We start from the raw sequence: 21,394 nt of genomic DNA on the forward strand, positions 1-21,394 counted from the left end.
TCAGGAGTCCCGCGGTGTGGAGCAGTCGGGGCACAGGCCCCAGTAGATGACCTCGGCCTCGTCGATCGAGTAGCCCCGGTCGTCCGACGCCGTCAGGCAGGGCGCCGCGCCGACCGCGCAGTCCGCGTCGGCGATGGCGCCGCACGACCGGCACACGACGTGGTGGTGGTTGTCGCCGACCCGCGCCTCGTAGCGGGCCAGGGAGCCGTTCGGCTGGATGCGCCGGACGAGCCCCGCCTCCGTCAGCGTGTGCAGGGAGTCGTACACGGCCTGGTGGGAGACCTTCGGCAGATGCCTGCGCACGGCGGCGATGATCGTGTCCGTGTCGGCGTGCGGATGGGCGTCCACCGCGCCCAGCACCGCCACCCGGGGACGGGTCACCCGCAGCGCCGCCGAGCGCAGCATCCGCTCGAAGTCCGAGGTCGTGGCCATGACCCCAGCCTGCGTCATAATCTTGAATGAGTCAAGAAAACGGGGTGAACTTACCCGCGCAGCCGCAGTCCGCGCGGCGTCGGGTGGAAACCGGCGCTCTCCAGCGCGCCGGCGAGCGGGGAGTCGTTGATCGACGTGCCGTCGGCGCGCTCGACCGTGAGCTTGCCGAGCGCGCCGTCCCGGACGGCCAGCGCCAGCGCGTCCACCGCCGGTTGCAGGGTCTCCCGGTCGTCGGTCCAGGTCAGGAGGGTCTTGCCGCCGCGTTCGACGTACAGGACGAGCCGTCCGTCCACCAGCACGACGAGCGCGCCCGCCTTGCGGCCCGGCTTGTGGCCGGACACGGCCTCGCCCGCCCGCTCGGGCCACGGCAGCGCCGCGCCGTAGGGGTTCGCGGGGTCGGCGGCGGCCAGGACCAACGCGCGGCGGGCCGCGTGGCCGGGCGGGTCGGCCGGCGTCTCCCACAGGACGCCGATGTCGGCGGGCGGCCCCGTCTCGGCGGCCGGACGCAGGGCGCGCAGCCGGTCGACCGCGCCGGGCAGAGCGAACTGCGCCGCGCCGAGTCCTTCCACGAAGTAGCCGCGGCGGCAGCGGCCACTGTCCTCGAACGCGCGCAGCACCGGGTAGACGGCCGCGAACCCGCCCGGCGTCCGCTCGGCCGCGACCGCGCCCCGGATCACGATGCCGTACCGCTCCAGCAGCGCCTCGGCGAGCGCGTGGGCGCGCGGCGTCGCCGCCGTCGCCCGCTCCGGGACGGCCCACCAGCGTCCGGCTGCCGTCGGCGGGCCCGTCCGCGACGGCAGCACCGGCCGCCCGCGCCGGGACGGACGGGCGCGGTGCGCGGGACGTCCCGCGCCGATCGCCGCCCGCAGCGGGGCGAGGGTGTCGTTGGTGAGGCGTCCGGCCCACACCAGATCCCACAGGGCGGCCAGCAGTTCCTGGTCGTTCACCTGCGGCTGCACCCGCTCGGACAGGGCGCGGAAGAACAGCGCGCCGCCCTCGCCGAGAATGTCCAGCACCGCCTGGTGGACGGGCGTCAGCGTGATCTCGCCCGGATCGGGGAGCAGCAGCGGCGCCGTGTCCGCCAGGTACAGCGCCACCCAGCCGTCCCCGCCGGGCAGGCCGCCCTGACCGGCCCAGACGACCTCGCCCGCCGACGTCAGCTCGTCCAGCAGGGCCGGGGTGTAGCCGGGCACCCGGGACGGCAGGATCAGCGACTCCAGCGCCGACGCCGGGACCGCCGCGCCCTGCAACTGCTCGACGGCCTGCACGAGCGCGTCGATCCCGCGCAGTCGCGAGCCCCCGGACACGCCATGCCAGACCGGGAGGAACCGGCCGAGCGCGTCCGGCGGCGACGGCTCCACCTCGGCGCGCAGCCGGGCCAGCGACCGGCGGCGCAGCGTCCGCAGCACGCCCGCGTCGCACCACTCGCCGGTCAGCGGGCCGCGCGCCGCCTCCACGGGCAGGAACTCGCCCGCGACGACGCGTCCCGCGCCCGCCAGCCGCCGCAGCGTCTCGACGACGACCGCGACGCCGAGCCCGAACCGCTCGGCGACCTCCTCGGCGCGGAACGGGCCGTGCGTCCGGGCGTGCCGGGACACCAGATCGCCCAGCGGGTCGTCCACGACCTCCAGGAACGCTTCGGGGATGCCGACCGGGAGCGGGGCGCCGAGCGCGTCCCGCAGGCGTCCGGCGTCCTCGATCGCCGTCCAGCGCTCCGCGCCGCCCACCCGCACCCGGATCGCCCGCCGGGACGCCTCCAGCTCCACCAGCCACGCCGCCGGATCGGCGGCCGACCGCGCCGCCGCCTCCGCCGTCGTCAGCGGGCCGAGGGCGCGCAGCAGGTCCGCGACGCCCTCCAGGTCGCGGGCGCGGCGGTCCTCGGCGAGCCGTTGCAGCTCGCGCTCGGTGTCCGCGACGACCTCCGCGTCCAGCAGCTCGCGCAGGTCGGCCTGGCCGAGCAGTTCGGCCAGCAGCGCCGAGTCCAGCGCGAGGGCCTGCGCGCGGCGCTCGGCGAGCGGCGAGTCGCCCTCGTACATGAACGCGCCGACGTAGTGGAACAGCAGCGACCGCGCGAACGGCGACGGCTGCGGCGTCTCCACCTCGACCAGCCGCACCTTGCGGCCCGCGAGGTCCCGCAGGACGTGGACGAGGCCCGGGACGTCGAACACGTCCTGGAGGCACTCGCGCATCGTCTCCAGCACGATCGGGAACGACGGGTACCGGCTCGCGACCGATAGGAGCTGCGCCGCCCGCTGGCGCTGCTGCCACAGCGGCATCCGCCGGTCCGGACGGCGGCGCGGCAGCAGCAGCGACCGGGCCGCGCACTCGCGGAACCGGGCCGCGAACAGGGCCGAACCGCCCAGCTCGTCCACCACGATCCGCTCGATCTCGTCGGGGTCGAACACTGCGAGGTCCAGGCTCGGCGGCTCGTCCATGTCCGGAATGCGCAGGACGATCCCGTCGTCGGCGTGCATCGCCTGCGCGTCCACGCCGTAGCGCTCGCGCAGCCGGCCCGCGATCGCGAGCGCCCACGGCGCGTGGACCCGGCCGCCGAGCGGGGAGTGGACGACCATCCGCCAGTCGCCCAGCTCGTCGCGGAAGCGCTCCACCACGAGCGTCCGGTCGTCGGGGACGTGGCCGGTCGCCTCCCGCTGCTCGGCCAGGTAGGCGACGAGGTTTCCGGCGGCCCGCTCGTCCAGGCCCGCCGCCGCGACGCGCTCCCGCGCCTGCTGCTCGGGCAGCCCGGCCAGCTCGCGGGTGAACGCGCCGAGCGCCCGGCCCAGCTCCGCCGGACGGCCCTGCGCGTCGCCGTGCCAGAACGGCAGCTTGCCCGGCTGGCCCGGCGCGGGCGACACGAGCACCCGGTCGGGCGTGATGTCCTCGATGCGCCACGAGCTGGCGCCGAGGACGAACACGTCCCCGACGCGCGACTCGTAGACCATCTCCTCGTCCAGCTCGCCCACGCGCGAGGACTTCTCGCCCACCAGGAACACGCCGAACAGGCCGCGGTCGGGGATCGTCCCGCCGCTGGTCACCGCGAGCCGCTGCGCGCCCGGACGGTCCCGCAGGACGCCCGTCACCCGGTCCCACACGAGGCGGGGGCGCAGCTCGCCGAACTCGTCGCTCGGGTACCGGCCCGCCAGCATGTCGAGCGTGGCCTCCAGCGCCGAGCGCGGCAGCGTCGCGTACGGGGCGGCGCGCTTCACGACGGTCTCCAGCTCGTCGACCGTCCACTCGTCCAGCGCGACCATCGCGACGATCTGCTGGGCCAGCACGTCCAGCGGGTTGCGCGGGTAGCGCAGCTCCTCGATCTCGCCGGAGCGCATCCGCTCGGCGACCACGGCGGTCTGCACCAGGTCGCCGCGGTACTTCGGGAAGATCACGCCGCGCGACACCGCGCCGACCTGGTGCCCGGCGCGGCCGACCCGCTGGAGCCCGCTCGCCACCGACGGCGGCGACTCCACCTGGACGACGAGATCCACCGCGCCCATGTCGATGCCCAGTTCCAGGCTGGACGTCGCGACGACGGCGGGCAGCCGGCCCTGTTTCAGCGCGTCCTCGATCCCGGCCCGCTCCTCTTTGGACACCGAGCCGTGGTGGGCGCGGGCGATCTCGGCGGGGACGCCGCGCGCCGCGCCCGCCTGCGCCATCGTCTCGGCCGGGGAGCGGACGGCGCGCGCCACGTCGTCCGGGCCGATCTTCGCCAGGCCCTCGCCCTCGGGGGCCGCCGCGCGCTCGAACGCCAGCTCGTTCAGCCGTCCGCACAGCCGCTCGGCCAGCCGCCGCGAGTTCGCGAACACCAGCGTGGACCGGTGCTGCTCGATCAGGTCGAGGACGCGGTCCTCCACGTGCGGCCAGATGCTCCGCTGCCGAGGGTCGGCGGTGCCGGTGTCGTCGGTGAAAGCACCGATCTCGCCCATGTCCTCCACCGGGACGACGATGTCGAGCGCGAACTCCTTGTCCGCCGGGGGCTGCACCGTCCGCGCCGGGCGGGCGCCGCCGAGGAACGCGGCCACCTCGTCCACCGGACGCACCGTCGCCGACAGGCCGATGCGCTGCGCGGGGCGTTCCAGCAGCGCGTCCAGCCGCTCCAGCGACAGCGCCAGATGCGCGCCGCGCTTGGTGCCCGCGACGGCGTGGACCTCGTCCACGATCACCGTCTCCACGCCCCGCAGCGCCTCCCGCGACTGCGCGGTGAGCAGCAGGAACAGCGACTCCGGCGTCGTGATCAGGATGTCGGGCGGACGGGTCGCCATGCGCCGCCGCTCGTCCGCCGGGGTGTCGCCGGACCGGATCCCGACCGTGATGTCCGGTTCGGGCAGGTCGAGGCGCCGCGCGGCCTGCCGGATGCCGGTGAGCGGGGCGCGCAGGTTGCGCTCCACGTCCACCGCGAGCGCCTTGAGCGGCGACACGTACAGGACGCGGCACCGGTGCCGGGGATCGTCCGGGACGGGCGCGGACGCCAGCCGGTCCAGCGACCACAGGAACGCCGCGAGCGTCTTGCCGGACCCGGTCGGCGCGACCACGAGCGTGTTCTCGCCCGCCGCGACCGACGTCCACGCGCCCTCCTGCGCCGCCGTGGGCGCGGCGAAGGCCCCCGCGAACCACGCCCGGGTCGCGGGGGAGAAGCGTTCGAGCACGTCAGCCGTCATGCCCCCATCCTGCCTCGCGGGTCCGACAGAACGGCAGGACGGGGCGGTCCCCGCCCTCGGCTACGGTGGGGCCGTGCGCCTCACACAGTTCTGGGAACGGATGGACCGGCAGTTCGGCGCGACCTACTCCCGGAGCGTCGCGAAGGACCACGTCCTCGCCGAGCTGGGCGGCCGGACGGTCGACCAGGCGTTCGCCGACGGCGAATCGGCCAAGACGATCTGGGCGGCCGTCGTGGCGTCCTTCGACGTGCCGTACGAGCTGCGCTGACGCCCGCTCAGCCCGTGATGCGGTGCGGGACGAACGACGACGTGTCGTCGGTGATCAGGCCCGCCGTCTCGCGGATCCCGAGGCCCGCCGCCTCGTCGGCCACCAGCCACGCACCGAGCACCGGGTGCTCACCGTCGAAGTCCGGCAGCGGATGGAACTGCTGGAAGACGTAGCCTTCGTGGCCGTACTCGCCGTCGGTGCGCTGCTCGCGTCCGTCCGGCGTCACGATCCGCATGCTCGCGCCCTCCCGGCCCAGCAGCGGCTTCTGGACGTAGGACGTGAGGTTCCCCGGCGTGTTCAGGTACGCGGGGAGCAGGTTCGGGTGGCCGGGGAACAACTCCCACAGCAGCACCAGCAGCGCCTTGTTCGACAGGACCATCTTCCAGATCGGCTCGATCCACGCCGTCGGCGCGTGCGGGACGTTGCGGCCGAACGGCTCGGCGACGATCCACTCCCACGGGTAGAGCTTGCACAGCGTGCGGATCTCGTCCTCGGCCAGGTCCACGAACCGGCCCCGGCCCGCGTGCCAGCCGATGTCCTCCATCGCGATGCCCGTGCCCGTCAGGCCCGCTTCCTCGGCGGTCTCCTGGAGGTAGGCGATCGTCATGACCTCTTCGCCGGTCTCGTCCTCGGTCGTCCACGCGAAGTGGACGGGACCCGGGCCCAAGGACATCTCCTTCCACCGGTCCACCAACCGTTCGTGGATCGAGTTCCACTGGTCGTCGCCCGGATGGACGTCCTGCAGCCAGTACCACTGGACGACCGAACTCTCGACCAGGGACGTCGGGGTGTCGGCGTTGTACTCCAGCAGCTTCGCCGGGCCCGAGCCGTCGTAGCAGAGGTCGAACCGGCCGTACAGGTGCGGGTCGCGGCGCCGCCACGACGCCTCCACCAGCGGCGCCACCCAGTCCGGGATGCCGAGGACGTGGTACCGGCCGGTCGTGACGACGTGCTCCACCGCCTGGAGGCACATGCGGTGCAGTTCCTCGACGGTCTCCTCCAGCGCCAGCACCTCGTCCATGGAGAAGACGTAGTTCACCGACTCGTCCCAGTACGGACGGGTGAGGTGCGGGGGATGGGCCGTCTCGTGGAACGCCAGACCGTGTTCTTCCACCTTCTCGGCCCAGCCCTCACGGGGGACCGACCGTTCGCGCCGCATCGGTCAGCTCCCGCTCTTGCCGTGGCCGCCGAACCCGCCGCGGCTCAGCGTCGTCCCCGACCCGGACTTGATCTTGCCGCCGCTCGGCCCGCGCACACTGCCGCCCGTGACGAACCCGTTGCTCCCGCGCCGGCCGCCGTAGTACCAGAAGTAGCGGCCGTACCCGACCGTCCCGTTGTCGATGTCCGAACGGTTGCAGTACGAATCCGGGACGGTGCGGTAGCCGCTCTTGGTATTGGTGAACCCACCGCTCGACGTGCGGTCCACGCACCACGCGGTCGTGGACTTCGAGCTGCAGGCCACGAGCGTCAGAGAGAGGGCGCTCACCATGCCGATCTTCACGGCGCGGGAGCTGAGCCTGCGGGCCGGATCCTGTTCAGGGGGCAACGGACGTTCCTTACTGCGAGGGGACGTGGTCCCTTCGACGGGGCCGGACCCCGTTCCGGTTTCATTCCGGAACGGGCAGATGAGCGTACAGATCCATCGGATCGACCGTCACCGGCAGATCGCTGACCTGACCGTCGCCGACCTCCACGACGCGCCACGCGCCGTCCCGGCGCTGTGCCAGGTCGGTGGTGATGAACCGGCAGCCGAGCGCCCGGACGGCCGGCGCCACGTCCATCAGGTCGGGCTCGGGTTCGACTCCGGGGCTGTCGGGATGCGGCCCCACGAGCACGGGCTCGCCGTCCACCCACCACACGCGCGACTCGCCCGCGCCGTCGAACTCCTCGAACTCGCGCACGACGACGCCGCCCGCCAGGAACTCCTCCTGCAGCGCGACCATCTCCGTCACCACCGCGCGCAGCGCCGCGACGTCCTTCACGTCCGGGACGAAGCACGCCGCCTCCCACTCGTGCTTGCGGGACTTGACGTAGTCCTTCACGACCGCGGGCCCGGGCCGCAGCGGACGCACCAGGTCCGCCAGGTCGCCGACGTCGCCGCCGGGGGACAGCGGACGCCACACGCTGGCCGGGGTGATGCCCGCGAACGTGTCGTGCCAGCCCGGCAGCTCGTGCGCGCGCCGGTAGTCGTCGGGATGGGTGAGCAGGGTCGTCCCGCGTTCGCGCAGGGCCTTGGCCAGGGCGGCGTACGCGTCGCCCGACAGCATCCACCCTCGGTACCAGGCCGGACCGAGGTCGCGCGGCACCGCGCGGACGGCGGCCCCGGCGTCGCCCCGGACGAGCGCGTCGTGGTCGATGAGGGCGATCTCGCCGTAGTGGTCCCGGACGGCGCCGGCCTCGCGGGCGAAGTGCCGGTCGACGACCCGGGGGCGGAGCGGATCGCCGCAGAAGAGGACGGTCAGCGTCATGTTTCGGAACCCCCCGGGGACCGCGCCGGACTGCGCCAGCGTACGGCGTCGGACTCTCCGATGCACGGAGATTCCCGGCGGAATCGGTACACGCGGCCATGGTCGAACGAATGTTCGGTACGCTGGTCCCGGCGCGCGGCGTTATCCACAACCGCCCCGTCGACTCGAAACTGTCGGCGGCTCCTCGTAACGTCGCTTCCGACACCGCCGCCACGGGCGGGGCGAGAGCCACCGGGCCGGCGACAGCATCAGACGAAGGGGCAGACATGGCAGCGAACGACCGGGAGAAGGCTCTCGAAACCGCCCTCGCCCAGATCGAGCGGCAGTTCGGCAAGGGCTCGGTCATGCGGATGGGCCAGGAGGCGCGCGCCCCGGTGGAGGTCATCCCGACCGGCGCCATCTCCCTCGACATCGCGCTCGGCATCGGCGGCCTGCCGCGCGGGCGCATCGTGGAGGTCTACGGGCCGGAAGGGTCCGGCAAGACGTCCATCGCGCTGCACGCGGTGGCGAGCGTCCAGCGCAAGGGCGGCATCGCGGCGTTCGTGGACGCCGAGCACGCGCTGGACCCCGAGTACGCCGGCAAGCTCGGCGTCGACATCGACGCCCTGCTGGTCTCCCAGCCGGACACGGGCGAGCAGGCGCTGGAGATCACGGACATGCTGATCCGCTCCGGCTCGATCGACGTCGTCGTCATCGACTCGGTGGCGGCGCTCGTTCCCCGCGCGGAGATCGAGGGCGAGATGGGCGACAGCCACGTCGGCCTCCAGGCCCGGCTGATGTCGCAGGCGCTCCGGAAGCTGACCGGCGCGATCAACCAGACCAAGACCACCGTGATCTTCATCAACCAGCTCCGCGAGAAGGTCGGCGTGATGTTCGGCTCGCCCGAGACCACGACCGGCGGCAAGGCGCTGAAGTTCTACGCGTCCGTCCGGCTGGACGTGCGCCGCATCGAGACGCTGAAGGACGGCACCGAGGCGGTCGGCAACCGCGTCCGGGTGAAGGTCGTGAAGAACAAGATGGCCCCGCCGTTCCGGGTCGCCGACTTCGACCTGCTCTACGGCCAGGGCATCTCCCGCGAGGGCGGCCTGATCGACCTCGGCGTCGAGCACGGCTTCGTCCGCAAGTCGGGCGCCTGGTACACCTGCGACGGCGACCAGCTCGGTCAGGGCAAGGAGAACGCCCGCAACTTCCTCAAGGCCAACCCGGACATGGCCGACGGGATCGAGAAGCGGATCAAGGAGAAGCTGGGGATCGGCCCCAAGGTGGACAAGGAGGCGACGGAGACCGCCGAGGCCGCCAAGCCGGTCGACGCCCCGGCCGTCCCGGCGCCCGCACCCGCCACGGGCCGCAAGAGCCGCGCCGCCAAGGCCGCCGCGGTCGAATCCTGACGGCCGATCCACCGGGAAGGGTGACGTCCGACGGTCGGCTGAGCGATGATCCCTGATGTGGGGCGGCGGCGCCCTTCCCGGTCCCGCGTGGGCGGCGGCCGGACCTTCCCCGAAGGCGCCGCCCCTCACGACGTCCCCGGGACACGCCCATGACGACCGACGACCCACCCGTCCCCGACGACCCGCCCTCGAAGCCCCGCCCCGCCGCGAACACAGCCGGGCCGGACGCGACCGCGCGCGATGCGCGTTCGCGAGATTCGGTCTCCGGGGACGCGGAATGGGCCGCAGCGGCCGAAAGCCCGTTCGCTCATCTGGCCGGTCCCGGCACGCGCCCGGCGGAGAACCCGTTCGGCCACCTGGCGCCGCCGTCCCGCCCGGGGACGGGCGCCGAGTCGCCCTTCGCGCATCTGGCGAAGCCCGCAGGTGAGCGCCCCGACTCGTCCACGAACCCGTTCGCGCACCTGACCGGCGCGGCCGGGCCGCCCGCGCCCGAACGCACCGAGCCGTCCGCGCCCCAGAACGCCGAGCCGTCTGCGTCCCCGTCCTCTGGGACGGGTGCCGAGCCGTCCGTGCCCGGGGGCGCCGAGGCGTCCGCGTCCCAGGGGCCTGAGCCGTCTGCGTCCCCGTCCTCCGGGACGGGCGTCGAGGCGTCGTCGTCCGTGGAGCCCGGAGCAGTGGGTGCGGGGCCGTTCGAGCATCTGCGCTCTGCGGAGGAGAAGGCCCGCCGCGGGGCGGAAAATCCGTTCGGCCGTCTGGCGCCGCGCGGCGGCGCCTCCTTCAGCGCGGGCGGACGCGGGCAACGCGGCGCCGGTACGCGGAAGCGTTCCGGGGAACGCCGCGCATCGTCCGCGCGCCAGAAGGCCGGGGACGACGCCCGGACCCGAGGCCCGGCCGGAGGCGAGACCGGAGACCTGGACGAGTCCCGGGGCAGGCCTGCCGCCGCTGACCGCGTCGGAGCCGACGGCCGATCTCCAGTGAGAGACCTGGTCGACGGCGACGCCCAAGGCGAGCGCACGCCCCCGCGCGGCGCCGAGCCCCGAGGCCGAGGCGAGCGCACGCCCCCGCGCGACGGCGAGCCCCGAGGCCGAGGCGGGCACGCGTCCCCGCGCGGCGCCGGGCGTCGGCGCGCCGCCGGGCCGCGGAGCGATGCCGGATCTCCGAGCGTCGCCGGAACGCAGGGTGACGCCGAGCGGCAACGCGATGCCGGGGCGCAGGACGGTACCGACCGGTTCCAGGAGGGCGCCGGGCGTGAGGGTGGCGCCGGGCGGCGGCGCGGCGGCGGGGCTCGGCGTGGTGCCGGGTGGGGTGATGGCGAGGGGTCGCGGGACGGTGGGAGTGATGGCGGCGGGCGGGGGACCGGGCGGGGGGCGCCGGTTGATCCGGAGGCGAGGGCGCGGGAGGTCTGTCTGCGGTTGCTCGCCGCCGCGCCGCGTACGCGGGCGCAGCTCGCCGACGCGTTGCGGCGCAAGGACGTCGAGGACGACGTGGCCGAGCGTGTGCTCGGCCGGTTCACCGATGTCGGGCTGATCGACGACAAGGCGTTCGCGCAGGCGTGGGTGCGTTCGCGGCACGCGGGGCGGGGGCTCGCGCGGCGGGCGCTGGCGGCGGAGCTGCGGCGGCGCGGCGTCGACTCCGAGACCGTCGGCGAGGCCGTCGAGGAGCTGGATCCGGACGAGGAGGCGCGCACGGCCCGTGCCCTGGTCGACCGCAAGCTGAGGACGACCCGTGACGTCGACCCGGTGAAGCGCACCCGGCGACTCGTCGGGATGCTCGCCCGCAAGGGATACCCGCCGGGCACCGCCTATCGCGTCGTCCGCGAGGCGCTGGAGGCCGAGGGGGCGGACGTGCCGGACGGCCTCGACCACCTCGACTGACCGGGGCGACGAGGTCGGCGGCCGGTCCCGGGCCGGGGCGGTGGGGTCCGGGAGCCGGTGCTGCGGTGCGTCAGCCGAGGTCCAGGGCGGGGACGTCGCGGGGCTCGAAGCCGAGCGTCTGCCCGTAGAAGGACAGTTCGGCCTCCAGGGCGGCCCGGACGGTCTCCGCGCGCCGGAAGACGTGCGTCTCGTCCGCGAACGTCAGCCGGGCGTGGCGCACCTTCTTGTCGGCCAGGGCCGCTGCGAACGTCTCGGACTGGGCGGCGGGCACCACCGGGTCGTCCGCGCCGTGCAGGAGCAGGATCGGGCACGCGTTCGACTCGACGCGCTGCAGCGGCGACCGCTCGTCGTAGGCCCGCTCGAACCCCGGCAGCGGCCCGATCAGCCCGAACAGGTGCTGGGACTCGAAGTCGTGCGTGGTCGCGGCGAGGTCCTTCGGGTCGCCGATCCCGGCGTAGGCGGTCGCGGCCTTGAAGACGTCGGTGGCGGTCGCGGCGGCGAGCGCCGTCCAGCCCGACCCGCGGACCGCGAGACGGCCCGGGTCGGCGAACCCGGCGTCGGCGAGGGCGCGCGCGGCGGACACGGCGTCCTCCACGTCCACGACGCCCCACTGCCGTCGGATGCGCTCCCGGTAGGTGCGGCCGTGGCCGGTCGAACCGCCGTAGTTGACGTCCACGACGCCGATGCCCCGGCTCGTGAAGTAGGTGCGGACGAGGTCGAGCCGCCGCGACGCGCGCCGCGCGGGACCGTCGTGCACGAACACGATGTACGGCGGACGCTCGTCCGCGGGCCCGTCGACGACGGGGTTGGCAGGCTCGTAGACGTAGGCGTGGACGGCGCGCCCGAACGTCCCGTCGAGCCGGTCCTCGCGCGGCGGCGGCAGGTAGCCCGCGTCGGGCAGCTCGTCCAGCTCGCTGCGCAGCACCTCGGCCGTCCCGGTCGCGGTGTCGACGCGGACGAGCGACGTCGCGACCCCCGGCCCGCCGCCGATCCCGACGACCGTCGAGCCGGACGCCGACAGCGACGGCGCCCAGTCGTCGTACCCGAGGTCCAGGTCTTCGAGGTCGAGGGTGTCGGGGTCGTAGAGGCCGAGCCGCTGGTCGCCCTCGCCGTGCAGGACGGCGAGCCGGCCGTCCGCCAGCAGCGCGTACGGCTTGCCGCCGAGCTGCCACGGCGCGTCGGCGAACTCCTCCTCGGCCGGGTAGAGCGCCTGCGGCGACTCCCCGTACAGGCCGACCTGGTAGACGTTCCACCAGCCGGGCCAGTCGGACACGACGTAAAGCGCCTGGTCGCTCGCCCACACCGGCGCGAGCGCCGACTCGGTGAGGCCACCCTTCACCGTGCGCGGCGTGACGGCCTTGCCGTCCTCGATGGCGGCGACGCGGACCTCGGTGCCGTCCCACGGCATCCGGGGGTGGCTCCACTGCACCCAGGCGAGGTGCCCGCCGCCCGGCGACGGCGTCGGGGAGGCGAAGAAGTGCGCGCCGGTCACGAGTTCGCGGATCGCGCCGGGGTTCTCGGCGGCGGACCCGTCCAGCGGCACCGCGACGATCGCGCGCCGGATCCCGTCGGGCGTGTGGCCCTCGCAGACGCACCAGATCTCGGTCCCATCGGGCGACAGCACATAGTCGGCGTAGCGCAGGCCGGCCGGACGGGCCGGTTCGGGCGTCAACGGGCGCGGTTCGGCGTCACCGGGGGCGAGCAACCGCAACCGCTGGTCGTCCGCGTGCGAGAAGACGAGGGAATGGCCCGACTCGGACGCGATCGGAAGATAAGAGCGGCCACCGTATTCATGGACGCGCGTGCAGGCGTTCCAAGGAGCGGGCAGGAGTTCGACCGGACGGCCGTCCGCGGCCAAATGCATGACCGTGGTCCGGCCGCCCTCGGCGGGACGGGTCTCCTGCCACCACACGTGGGGACCCGAAACGGTGGGGAAACTGAGGCGCACCCGGGCGCGGGCGACGTCGGCGGCGGAGATGGGGGAGGGCCAGGAGCCGTAGGGGAGGGTCGCACGAGCGGTCATATGCGAATGGTCCCGCATCGAGGGATCGGTTGGGGCCATGACGGGGCAGTTGACCTCCAAAAGAAACAAGCCTCGCGAGCGGGAGGGTCTCAGACTCCCGTGACGATCTCCGCACCCGGCGCGCGCGTCCCGCCGAGCGCGCCGCCGAGCATGGCGGCGATCTCGCGCACGGCCGCGCGACCCGCCCGGTTCGCCCCGATCGTGCTGGCCGACGGCCCGTACCCGAGCATGTGGACGCGCGGGTCGGCGGCGACGCGAGTGGTGAGCGCGCCGTCCAGCGCGACGCCGCCGCCCGGCCCGCGCAGGCCGAGCGGCGCGAGGTGGTCGAGCGCGGCGCGGAACCCGGTGGCCCACAGGATCACGTCGGCGTCGAACGCGGTGCCGTCGGCCCAGACGACGCCGTCCGGCACGACGCGCGCGAACATCGGCCGCCGGGCGAGCACGCCGCGTTCGATGCCGTCCCGCACCTCGGGCGTCAGCGCGAGCCCGGTCGCGCCGACGACGCTGCCCGGCGGCAGCCCGGCCCGGACGCGCTCGGCGACGCGCGCGACCGACGAGCGGCCCGCCTCGGCGTCGAACGGCCCGTCCCGCCACACCGGCGGACGGCGCGTGACCCACGCGGTCGCGGCGGCCACGCCCGCGATCTCCAGCAGCGCCTGGACGCCGGACGCGCCGCCCCCGACGACGACCACGCGCCGTCCGGCGAACGCGTCCGGCCCCCGGTAGTCGGCGGTGTGGAGCTGACGGCCCCGGAACGTCTCGCGGCCCGGGTAGTAGGGCCAGAACGGCCGCTCCCAGGTCCCGGTCGCGTTGATCAGGGCGCGGGCGCGGTACGGCCCGCCGGACGTGCTGAGCAGCAGCCGCCCGTCCGGTTCGCTCGTGACCAGGGAGACGTCCACCGGGCGCCGGACGTCGAGGCCCATCTCCCGCTCGTACCGGCCGAAGTACTCGGCGACGACGTCCGCGGCGGGCCGGGACGGATCGGGCACGCCGAGCGGCAGGCCCGGAAGATCGTGGATGTGGTGCGTGCGGCCGAGCGTGAGCGTCGGCCAGCGGTGGCGCCACGCGCCGCCGGGGCCGTCCGCGTGGTCGAGCACGACCGACGACAGGTCCGTGCGGCGCAGGAAATAACCCGCCGAGAGCCCGGCCTGCCCGGCGCCGATCACCGCGACGTCCACGTTCATGTCGGCCAGAACCGCACGGGGCGCCGCCGGATTCCCCGGCGGCGCCCCACGGCTCAGTCGGCTCCGGTGGCCGTGCCCGTCGCGGACATGCCCGGCGCGGGCGGCGCCCCGCCCGCGCCCATCGTCGGGGCGGCCGTCCGGCGGCTGCCGCGGCTGCGCCGCTCCAGCCAGACCGCCAGTCGGCTGATCGCCAGGTTCAGCGCGATGTAGATCGCGCCGACGACGATCCCGGCCTGGAGGATGTTGTTGTGGAAGTTCGGCGGGATCTCGCGGAACGCCTGCTTCAGCAGCTCCGGGTACGCGATGATCACGCCGATCGCGGTGTCCTTGAGCAGGACGACGATCTGCGCCACGATCGCGGGCATCATCACGGTCACGGCCTGCGGCAGCAGGATCCGCAGCAGCACGCCGCTCTTGCGCAGCCCGATCGCGTACCCCGCCTCGGCCTGCCCCTTCGGCACCGCGTTGATCCCGGCCCGGACGATCTCGGCGAACACCGAGCCGTTGTACATGACCAGGCCGAACACCACGGCGGCGAACGCCGGGACGGTGACGGTCCCCGCGTTGATCTCCACGCCGAAGATCGAGAAGAAGTTGTCGACCAGGACCCGCTGCAGCGTCCCGAACGACGACTCGGCGATCACCGGGCTGATCTTGTTGGGCAGGAAGAACGCCAGGAAGATCATGATCAGCAGCGGCATCGCGCGGAAGAACTCCACGATGACGCCGCAGGGAACGCGGATCCACCAGTGGTCCGACAGCCGTCCGATGCCGAACAGCGCGCCGAAGATCAGCGCGAGCACGGTCGCGACGGCCGCCGCGCCCAGCGTGTTCTTGAGTCCGGGCAGGATGAAGTTGCGCCAGATCTGGCCCTTGAGGAACGGGTTCCACAGCTCCCCGGCCCACTGCCCCTTGGCGTTCATCCGCCACACGAACAGGGCGGCGAGGCCGAGGAGCAGCAGCGACGCGACGACCGTGATGATCCGGTTGCGCGCGCGGGCGCGCGGCCCGGGGACGTCGAAGAGGACTCCGGCGCTCATCGGGCCACCGCCGTTCGCTTGGCCAGCCAGCCGAAGAAGTACCCGGTCGGCAGGACGAGGATGAGGAACCCGGCGGCGACCCCGAGGAACAGCGGGATCGCGCCGCTGGTGAAGGACGGCAGGTCCAGCAGCGTCTTCATCTCGGTGACCACCTCGGAGTAGCTCGCCGCGGTCGCCACCGTCGTGTTCTTGATCATGGCGATGAACACGCTGCCGAGCGGGGCGATGACGGCCCGGAACGCCTGCGGCAGGATGACCATCCGCAGCGACTGGGAGAACGTCAGGCCGATCGACCGCGCCGCCTCGGCCTGGCCGATCGGGACCGTGTTGATGCCCGACCGCAGCGCCTCGCAGACGAACGCGCCGGTGTAGCCGGACAGGCCGAGCACCGCCCACCAGTAGTACGTCGTGCCGCTGTCGTCGGAGAACGTCAGCCCGAGGGTGTCGTTCAGCCCGAGGGAGCACATGATCAGCACGAGCGTCAGCGGGGTGTTGCGGACGATGTTGACGTAACCGGTCCCCGCGGCCCGCAGGACGGGGACGGGCGAGACGCGCAGGCTCGCCAGGACCGTCCCGATGACCAGCGAGAACACCCCGGCGAGCGCGGCCAGGCGGATCGTCGCCCAAAAGCCCCGGAGGATGGCGTCGATGTTGTCGAAGAACGGGCCGAAATCGAGCAGGTCGGAGAGTGACATGGCGTTCCAGCGGGTGAAGGCCGCACCGGCGCGCGCCCGCGGGTCGGGCGGGGCGCGCCGGGGCGGCGGGCCTCAGTTCCGGATCAGGCGCAGGTCTCGAACGGAGGCACGGTGGTCACCGGCTTCAGGCCGGTCCCGCCGAAGTACTTGTCCAGGAGGGTCTTGGCCGTGCCGTCGGAGTACATCTTCGTGATGGCGTCGTCGACGGCCTTGCAGGTCGCGGTGTCGCCCTTCTTGATCCCGACGCCGTACTTCTCGTCGGTGAACGGCTGGTTGATGACCTTGAACGAGCCCTTCTGCTGGCTCGCGAACCCGGCGAGGATCAGGTCGTCGGTGCTGACGGCGTCGACCGCGCCGGTCTTCAGCTTGGCGGCGCACTCGGAGTAGCCCGACGCGTCCACGAGGTTGACGCCCTTGATGTTGAGCTTGCCGTCCGGCGGCGGCTCGGTGACGCGGCGGAACGAGTTCGACCCGGCCGCCTTGCAGAGCTTCTTGCCCTTGAGGTCCTGCGGCTTGGTGATCGTGTTGTCGTCCGCGCGGACCATCGTGTCCTGGTGCGCGATGTAGTACGGGCCGCCGAACGTGATCTGCTGCTTGCGCGCGTCGGTGATGGAGTAGGTCGCGATGACGAGGTCGACCTGGCCGCCGCCGAGGAAGGCCTCGCGGTTCTCCGACCGGGCCTCCTTGAACGTGATGCCGCTTTCCGGGACGCCGAGCTGCTTGGCGATGTACCGGGCGACGTCCACGTCGAATCCCTCGAAGGTGCCGTCCGGCTTCTTCAGCCCGAGGGCGGGCTGGTCGTACTTGATGCCGATCGTGATCTTCTTGGAGTCCTTGGCCTTCTGGACGACGGATTTGGCGTCCGTCTTCTCCGAGTCGCTGCCGCAGGCGGTCACGGCCAACGACAGGGCGGTCGCCGCGCCGATGAGGGCGCCGAAACGACGAAGTCGCATGCTTTCGCTACCTTTCACTTCTGTCGGCTTGCCGACGAGTCACGCGGGGGCTTCGCGGGCTCAGTGGGTGAGGATCTTGGACAGGAAGTCCTTGGCGCGGTCGCTCTGCGGATTGGTGAAGAACTCCTCCGGGGAGTTCGCCTCCACGATCTGACCGTCGGCCATGAAGACCACCTGCTGCGCGGCGCGCCGCGCGAAACCCATCTCGTGGGTGACGACGATCATCGTCATGCCGTCGCGGGCGAGCCCGGTCATGACGTCGAGGACCTCGTTGATCATCTCGGGGTCGAGGGCCGAGGTCGGCTCGTCGAACAGGATGACCTTGGGACGCATGGCGAGCGAGCGGGCGATCGCCGCGCGCTGCTGCTGCCCGCCCGAGAGCTGCGCCGGGTATTTCTGCGCCTGATTGGCGATCCCGACGCGGTCGAGCAGTTCCATGGCCCGTTTCTCGACCGTCTCCCTGCTTTCCTTGCGCACCTTCAGCGGCCCGAGCGTGACGTTCTCCAGGATCGTCTTGTGGGCGAAGAGGTTGAACGACTGGAAGACCATGCCGACGTCCGCGCGCAGCCGCGCGAGATCGCGGCCCTCCTGCGGAAGGGGCTTTCCGTCGACGAGGATGGTGCCGGAGTCGATGGGCTCCAGCCGGTTGATCGACCGGCAGAGGGTCGATTTACCGCTGCCGGACGGGCCGATGATGACGACGACCTCGCCCCGGGCGACGGTGAGATTGACGTCCCGCAGGACGTGCAGTTCCCCGAAGTGCTTGTTGACGTCCCTGACCTCGACCAGGGGGCCGTCCGCCCGGTCCGTGCCGCCGGGCACGGACGGTTCCGCCCCGCCTTTGCTGTCCGTCATGCCGCGTGACTCTACGGGACGGGTATTACCGGCCAGGCCACCAAGGGGTCCCGATCCGATCACAAATCTGCACGTCGGCGCCCTTCATCGTGTATTCAAGAGAGACACTTTACGATTTCTTGGTGTTCTGGCCGGGGGATGACCGGGGCGCGCCCGGGCCGCCGTGCCGCGTACCCTGGACCGGTCATGAGTGCCCCTGTCGAGAGCGGCCCCCGCACGTACGAGATCCGTACCTACGGGTGCCAGATGAACGTCCACGACTCCGAACGGCTGTCCGGCCTGCTGGAGGACGCCGGTTACGTCCGCGCGGGCGACGGCTCCGATCCGGACGTCGTGGTGTTCAACACCTGCGCCGTCCGCGAGAACGCCGACAACCGCCTGTACGGCAACCTCGGGCGGCTGCGCCCGGTGAAGGCCGGCCGGCCCGGGATGCAGATCGCCGTCGGCGGCTGCCTCGCGCAGAAGGACCGGGACGCGATCGTCGCCCGCGCGCCCTGGGTGGACGTCGTGTTCGGCACGCACAATCTCGGCGCCCTGCCCGTCCTGCTGGAGCGTTCGCGCGTCCAGGACGAGGCGCAGGTCGAGATCGAGGAAGCGCTGGTGACGTTCCCCTCGACCCTGCCGACGCGCCGCGAGTCGCCCTACGCGGCCTGGGTGTCGGTGTCGGTCGGCTGCAACAACACCTGCACGTTCTGCATCGTCCCGTCGCTGCGCGGCAAGGAGCGCGACCGGCGGCCGGGGGAGATCCTCGCCGAGGTGCGCGCGCTCGTCGCCGAGGGCGTCCTGGAGATCACGCTGCTCGGGCAGAACGTCAACGCCTACGGCAGCGGGTTCGGGGCCCTGGCCGCCGCGCCGGACGACGTCCGGGAGATGACGGCCGGCGGGCAGTCGGCGTTCGCCGGGCTGCTGCGCGCCTGCGGGGACGTCCCCGGGCTGGAGCGCGTCCGGTTCACCTCGCCGCACCCGAAGGACTTCACCGACGACGTCATCGCCGCGATGGCCGAGACGCCGAACGTCGTGCCGTCGCTGCACATGCCGCTGCAGTCCGGGTCGGACGCGGTGCTGCGCGCGATGCGCCGCTCCTACCGGCAGGACCGCTACCTCGGCATCATCGAGAAGGTCCGCGCGGCGATCCCGGACGCGGCGATCACCACGGACATCATCGTCGGGTTCCCCGGCGAGACCGACGCCGACTTCGAGGAGACGCTGCACGTCGTGCGCGAGGCGCGGTTCGCGAGCGCGTTCACGTTCCAGTACTCCAAGCGCCCCGGCACGCCCGCCGCGACGATGGACGGGCAGGTGCCGAAGGAGGTCGTCCAGGAGCGGTACGAGCGGCTGGTCGCGCTGCAGGAGGAGATCTCCTGGGCGGAGAACCGGCGGCTGCTCGGCCGGACGCTGGAGGTCCTGGTCGCCGAGGGGGAGGGGCGCAAGGACGGCGAGACGCGGCGCCTGTCGGGACGGGCGGCCGACAACCGGCTGGTCCACTTCCGCGCGCCCGACGAGCCCGTCCGGCCCGGCGACATGGTCACCACCGAGATCACCTACGCGGCGCCGCACCACCTGGTCGCCGACAAGCCCGCCGCCGGGGTCCGGCGGACGCGGGCGGGCGACGCGTGGGAGGCGCGCCGGGCCGCGCCGCAGGGCGTCGCGCTCGGGATGCCGTCGGTGGGCCGTCCGGCGCCGGCGCCCGCCGCCGGCTGCTCGACCTGCCCCTGATGCTGGCCTCGGCGGCGATCTGCCCGCATCCGCCCCTGCTCGTCCCGGAACTGTCCGGCGCGGCGCCCGGCGACGACCTGCCCGCGCTGCGCGCCGCGTGCCGGGACGCGGTCGCCCGCCTGTCCGGCGACGTCCTGGTCGTCGTGGGCGGCGGCGACCGGACGCGCGCGCACGACGGCGGCGCGTCCGGGACGCTGCGCCCGTACGGGCTCGACCTCGTCCTCGGCGACGCCGCGACGCCGGAGCTGCCGCTGTCGCTGACGGTCGGCCGCTGGCTGCTCGGCCGCGCGCCCGACCTCTACCAGGAGATCGCGTTCGACGCGCCGCCCGGCGAGTGCCTGCGGGTGGGCGCGGACCTCGCCGGACGCGGCGCCCGCGTCGCGCTGCTGGTGCTCGGCGACGCGTCCGCCAGCCGGTGGGAACTGGCGCTCGGCGACGCCGAGGGACGCGCCGCGCCGTTCGACGACGCCGTCGCGAAGGCGCTCGGCTCGGCCGACGCCGCCGCGCTCGCGGCCCTGGACCCCGCGACCGCCCGGGCGGTGCGGTCGGCGGGCCGGGCCGCCTGGCAGGTCCTCGCCGGGGCGGCCGGCGCGGCGCGCTTCCACGGCGAGCTGCTGGCGGCGACGGCGCCCTACGACGTCACGTACCTCGTCGCGTCCTGGACGTCCTGAGCGGGCGTCAGGTGCCGCGCGGGTCGGACCCGCTGCGGGAGCGCTCCTGGGTGCCGATGTAGTCGTTGGCCTTGTTCTGGGCCTTGTCGACCTTGTCGGCGTACTTGCCGCCGGTCTTCCGGTCGAACATGTCGCCGCCGCGCTCCACGCCCTGCCGGGCCTTGGCGGCGTTCTTCCCGAGCATCTCCTTGACCTTGTCCATGAACGACACGTGGTCCTCCGATCGTCGGGTCCGTTCGGTCCGTCCCCTCCCCGATGGCGTCACAATTAAGCGCGTGGCAGCATCTGAGGTGATCGCCGTCGTCGGCCCGACGGCGTCCGGGAAGTCCGATCTGGCCGTCGAGCTGGCGCTGCGCCTCGGCGGCGAGGCGGTCAACGCGGACTCGATGCAGCTCTACCGGGGCATGGACGTCGGCACGGCGAAGCTCACCCCGGCCGAGACGCGCGGCGTCCCGCACCATCTGCTGGACGTGTGGGACGTCACCGAGACCGCCAGCGTCGCCGAGTACCAGAAGCTCGCGGCGGACGTGATCGAGGACGTCCGGGCGCGCGGCCGGACGCCGGTCCTCGTCGGCGGCTCCGGGCTCTACGTCCGCGCCGCGCTGGACCATCTGGAGTTCCCCGGCACCGATCCCGCCGTCCGCGCGCGGCTGGAGGCGGAGCTGGCCGAGCACGGCCCGGGCGTCCTGCACGAGCGGCTGCGCGGCGTGGACCCGGCGGCGGCGGACGCGATCCTGCCCGGCAACGGCCGCCGCGTCGTCCGGGCGCTGGAGGTCGTGGAGATCACCGGACGCCCGTTCAGCGCGACGCTCCCCGCGCACCGGTACCGGTTCGACGCCGTCCAGATCGGGCTGAGCGTCCCGCGTCCCGAGCTGGACGAGCGGATCGCGCTGCGCGTCGACCGGATGTGGGACGCGGGCCTGGTCGACGAGGTCCGGCGGCTGGAGAAGGCAGGCCTCCGCCGGGGCGTCACCGCGAGCCGCGCGCTCGGCTACCAGCAGGTGCTGCGCTTCCTCGCGGGCGAGTGGAGCGAGGAACGGGCCAAGGACGAGACGATCCGGCTCACGCGGCGGTTCGCGCGCCGCCAGGAGTCGTGGTTCCGGCGCGACCCGCGCGTCCGGTGGCTGCCCTACGACGCCCCCGACCTGGTGGACCGCGCCCTGGCCGCCGCCTGA

18 protein-coding genes are annotated in these 21,394 nt (G+C 73.5%); 6 read left to right on the plus strand and 12 right to left on the minus strand.

The genetic code is table 11. The features are described 5' to 3' along the window. Both GQ466_RS06340 and GQ466_RS06345 read right to left on the minus strand, forming a co-directional pair. The gene (locus GQ466_RS06340; RefSeq protein ID WP_161101776.1) at window positions 1-432 is read right to left on the minus strand and encodes a Fur family transcriptional regulator; all 432 of its coding nucleotides are present in this window, start codon (window positions 430-432) and stop codon (window positions 1-3) included. 50 nt (window positions 433-482) lie between these two features. Beyond that, entirely contained in the window at window positions 483-5,084 is a 4,602-nt protein-coding gene (locus tag GQ466_RS06345) for an ATP-dependent helicase (RefSeq protein WP_161101777.1), read from the minus strand. 73 nt (window positions 5,085-5,157) lie between these two features. On the opposite strand from GQ466_RS06345, the gene GQ466_RS31360 reads away from it, so the two are divergent. After that, a complete protein-coding gene (locus tag GQ466_RS31360) occupies window positions 5,158-5,352 on the plus strand; it encodes a DUF3046 domain-containing protein (RefSeq protein ID WP_337193341.1) in 195 nt (64 codons plus the stop codon). A gap of 7 nt (window positions 5,353-5,359) precedes the next feature. On the opposite strand, the gene GQ466_RS06355 is transcribed toward GQ466_RS31360, so the two are convergent. From GQ466_RS06355 to GQ466_RS06365, 3 genes are all read right to left on the minus strand, one after another. Beyond that, window positions 5,360-6,511, minus strand: coding sequence for a glutathionylspermidine synthase family protein (locus GQ466_RS06355; RefSeq protein ID WP_161101779.1), 1,152 nt, complete (start codon window positions 6,509-6,511; stop codon window positions 5,360-5,362). A 3-nt stretch (window positions 6,512-6,514) separates the two neighbouring features. Then, a complete protein-coding gene (locus GQ466_RS06360) occupies window positions 6,515-6,898 on the minus strand; it encodes a hypothetical protein (RefSeq protein ID WP_237417609.1) in 384 nt (127 codons plus the stop codon). Window positions 6,899-6,959: 61 nt separating this feature from the next. Further along, window positions 6,960-7,820 (minus strand): ATP-grasp domain-containing protein, encoded by an 861-nt coding sequence (locus GQ466_RS06365; protein WP_161101780.1) that lies wholly within the window; start codon window positions 7,818-7,820, stop codon window positions 6,960-6,962. 266 nt (window positions 7,821-8,086) lie between these two features. Between GQ466_RS06365 and recA the strand changes: the two genes are divergently transcribed. After that, the gene (gene recA / locus GQ466_RS06370; RefSeq protein ID WP_161101781.1) at window positions 8,087-9,208 is read left to right on the plus strand and encodes a recombinase RecA; all 1,122 of its coding nucleotides are present in this window, start codon (window positions 8,087-8,089) and stop codon (window positions 9,206-9,208) included. Window positions 9,209-9,357: 149 nt separating this feature from the next. Continuing rightward, window positions 9,358-11,082: a RecX family transcriptional regulator gene (locus tag GQ466_RS33085; protein ID WP_378186497.1), complete on the plus strand. Its 1,725-nt coding sequence runs from the start codon at window positions 9,358-9,360 to the stop codon at window positions 11,080-11,082. 70 nt (window positions 11,083-11,152) lie between these two features. On the opposite strand, the gene GQ466_RS06380 is transcribed toward GQ466_RS33085, so the two are convergent. The 6 genes from GQ466_RS06380 to GQ466_RS06405 form a co-directional block, all read right to left on the minus strand. After that, window positions 11,153-13,105, minus strand: coding sequence for a S9 family peptidase (locus GQ466_RS06380; RefSeq protein ID WP_161101783.1), 1,953 nt, complete (start codon window positions 13,103-13,105; stop codon window positions 11,153-11,155). 89 nt (window positions 13,106-13,194) lie between these two features. After that, window positions 13,195-14,289, minus strand: coding sequence for an NAD(P)-binding domain-containing protein (locus GQ466_RS06385; protein WP_161101784.1), 1,095 nt, complete (start codon window positions 14,287-14,289; stop codon window positions 13,195-13,197). A 53-nt stretch (window positions 14,290-14,342) separates the two neighbouring features. Continuing rightward, complete coding sequence (locus tag GQ466_RS06390; RefSeq protein WP_161101785.1) at window positions 14,343-15,329, minus strand: amino acid ABC transporter permease; 987 nt, start codon at window positions 15,327-15,329, stop codon at window positions 14,343-14,345. Continuing rightward, complete coding sequence (locus GQ466_RS06395) at window positions 15,326-16,024, minus strand: amino acid ABC transporter permease (RefSeq protein ID WP_161101786.1); 699 nt, start codon at window positions 16,022-16,024, stop codon at window positions 15,326-15,328. The genes GQ466_RS06390 and GQ466_RS06395 overlap by 4 nt, the downstream gene beginning before the upstream one ends. Before the next feature lie 83 nt (window positions 16,025-16,107). Continuing rightward, on the minus strand, window positions 16,108-16,977 hold the full coding sequence (locus tag GQ466_RS06400; RefSeq protein ID WP_161101787.1) for a glutamate ABC transporter substrate-binding protein: 870 nt from the start codon (window positions 16,975-16,977) through the stop codon (window positions 16,108-16,110). 60 nt (window positions 16,978-17,037) lie between these two features. Next, window positions 17,038-17,832, minus strand: a complete 795-nt coding sequence (locus GQ466_RS06405) for an amino acid ABC transporter ATP-binding protein (protein ID WP_161101788.1) — start codon at window positions 17,830-17,832, stop codon at window positions 17,038-17,040. A 186-nt stretch (window positions 17,833-18,018) separates the two neighbouring features. On the opposite strand from GQ466_RS06405, the gene miaB reads away from it, so the two are divergent. After that, complete coding sequence (miaB, locus tag GQ466_RS06410; protein WP_161101789.1) at window positions 18,019-19,548, plus strand: tRNA (N6-isopentenyl adenosine(37)-C2)-methylthiotransferase MiaB; 1,530 nt, start codon at window positions 18,019-18,021, stop codon at window positions 19,546-19,548. Beyond that, window positions 19,548-20,219 carry a class III extradiol ring-cleavage dioxygenase family protein gene (locus GQ466_RS06415; protein WP_161101790.1) on the plus strand — a complete coding sequence of 224 codons (672 nt, stop codon included), beginning with the start codon at window positions 19,548-19,550 and terminating at the stop codon, window positions 20,217-20,219. The genes miaB and GQ466_RS06415 overlap by 1 nt, the downstream gene beginning before the upstream one ends. Before the next feature lie 7 nt (window positions 20,220-20,226). Here the strand turns inward: GQ466_RS06415 and GQ466_RS06420 are convergent, their stop codons facing one another. After that, complete coding sequence (locus GQ466_RS06420; RefSeq protein ID WP_202420239.1) at window positions 20,227-20,421, minus strand: antitoxin; 195 nt, start codon at window positions 20,419-20,421, stop codon at window positions 20,227-20,229. Window positions 20,422-20,509: 88 nt separating this feature from the next. Between GQ466_RS06420 and miaA the strand changes: the two genes are divergently transcribed. Then, complete coding sequence (gene miaA, locus GQ466_RS06425) at window positions 20,510-21,394, plus strand: tRNA (adenosine(37)-N6)-dimethylallyltransferase MiaA (protein ID WP_337193397.1); 885 nt, start codon at window positions 20,510-20,512, stop codon at window positions 21,392-21,394.

Origin of the sequence: Actinomadura rayongensis, from assembly GCF_009831215.1 — a bacterium.
Classification (GTDB): Bacteria; Actinomycetota; Actinomycetes; order Streptosporangiales; family Streptosporangiaceae; genus Spirillospora; species Spirillospora rayongensis.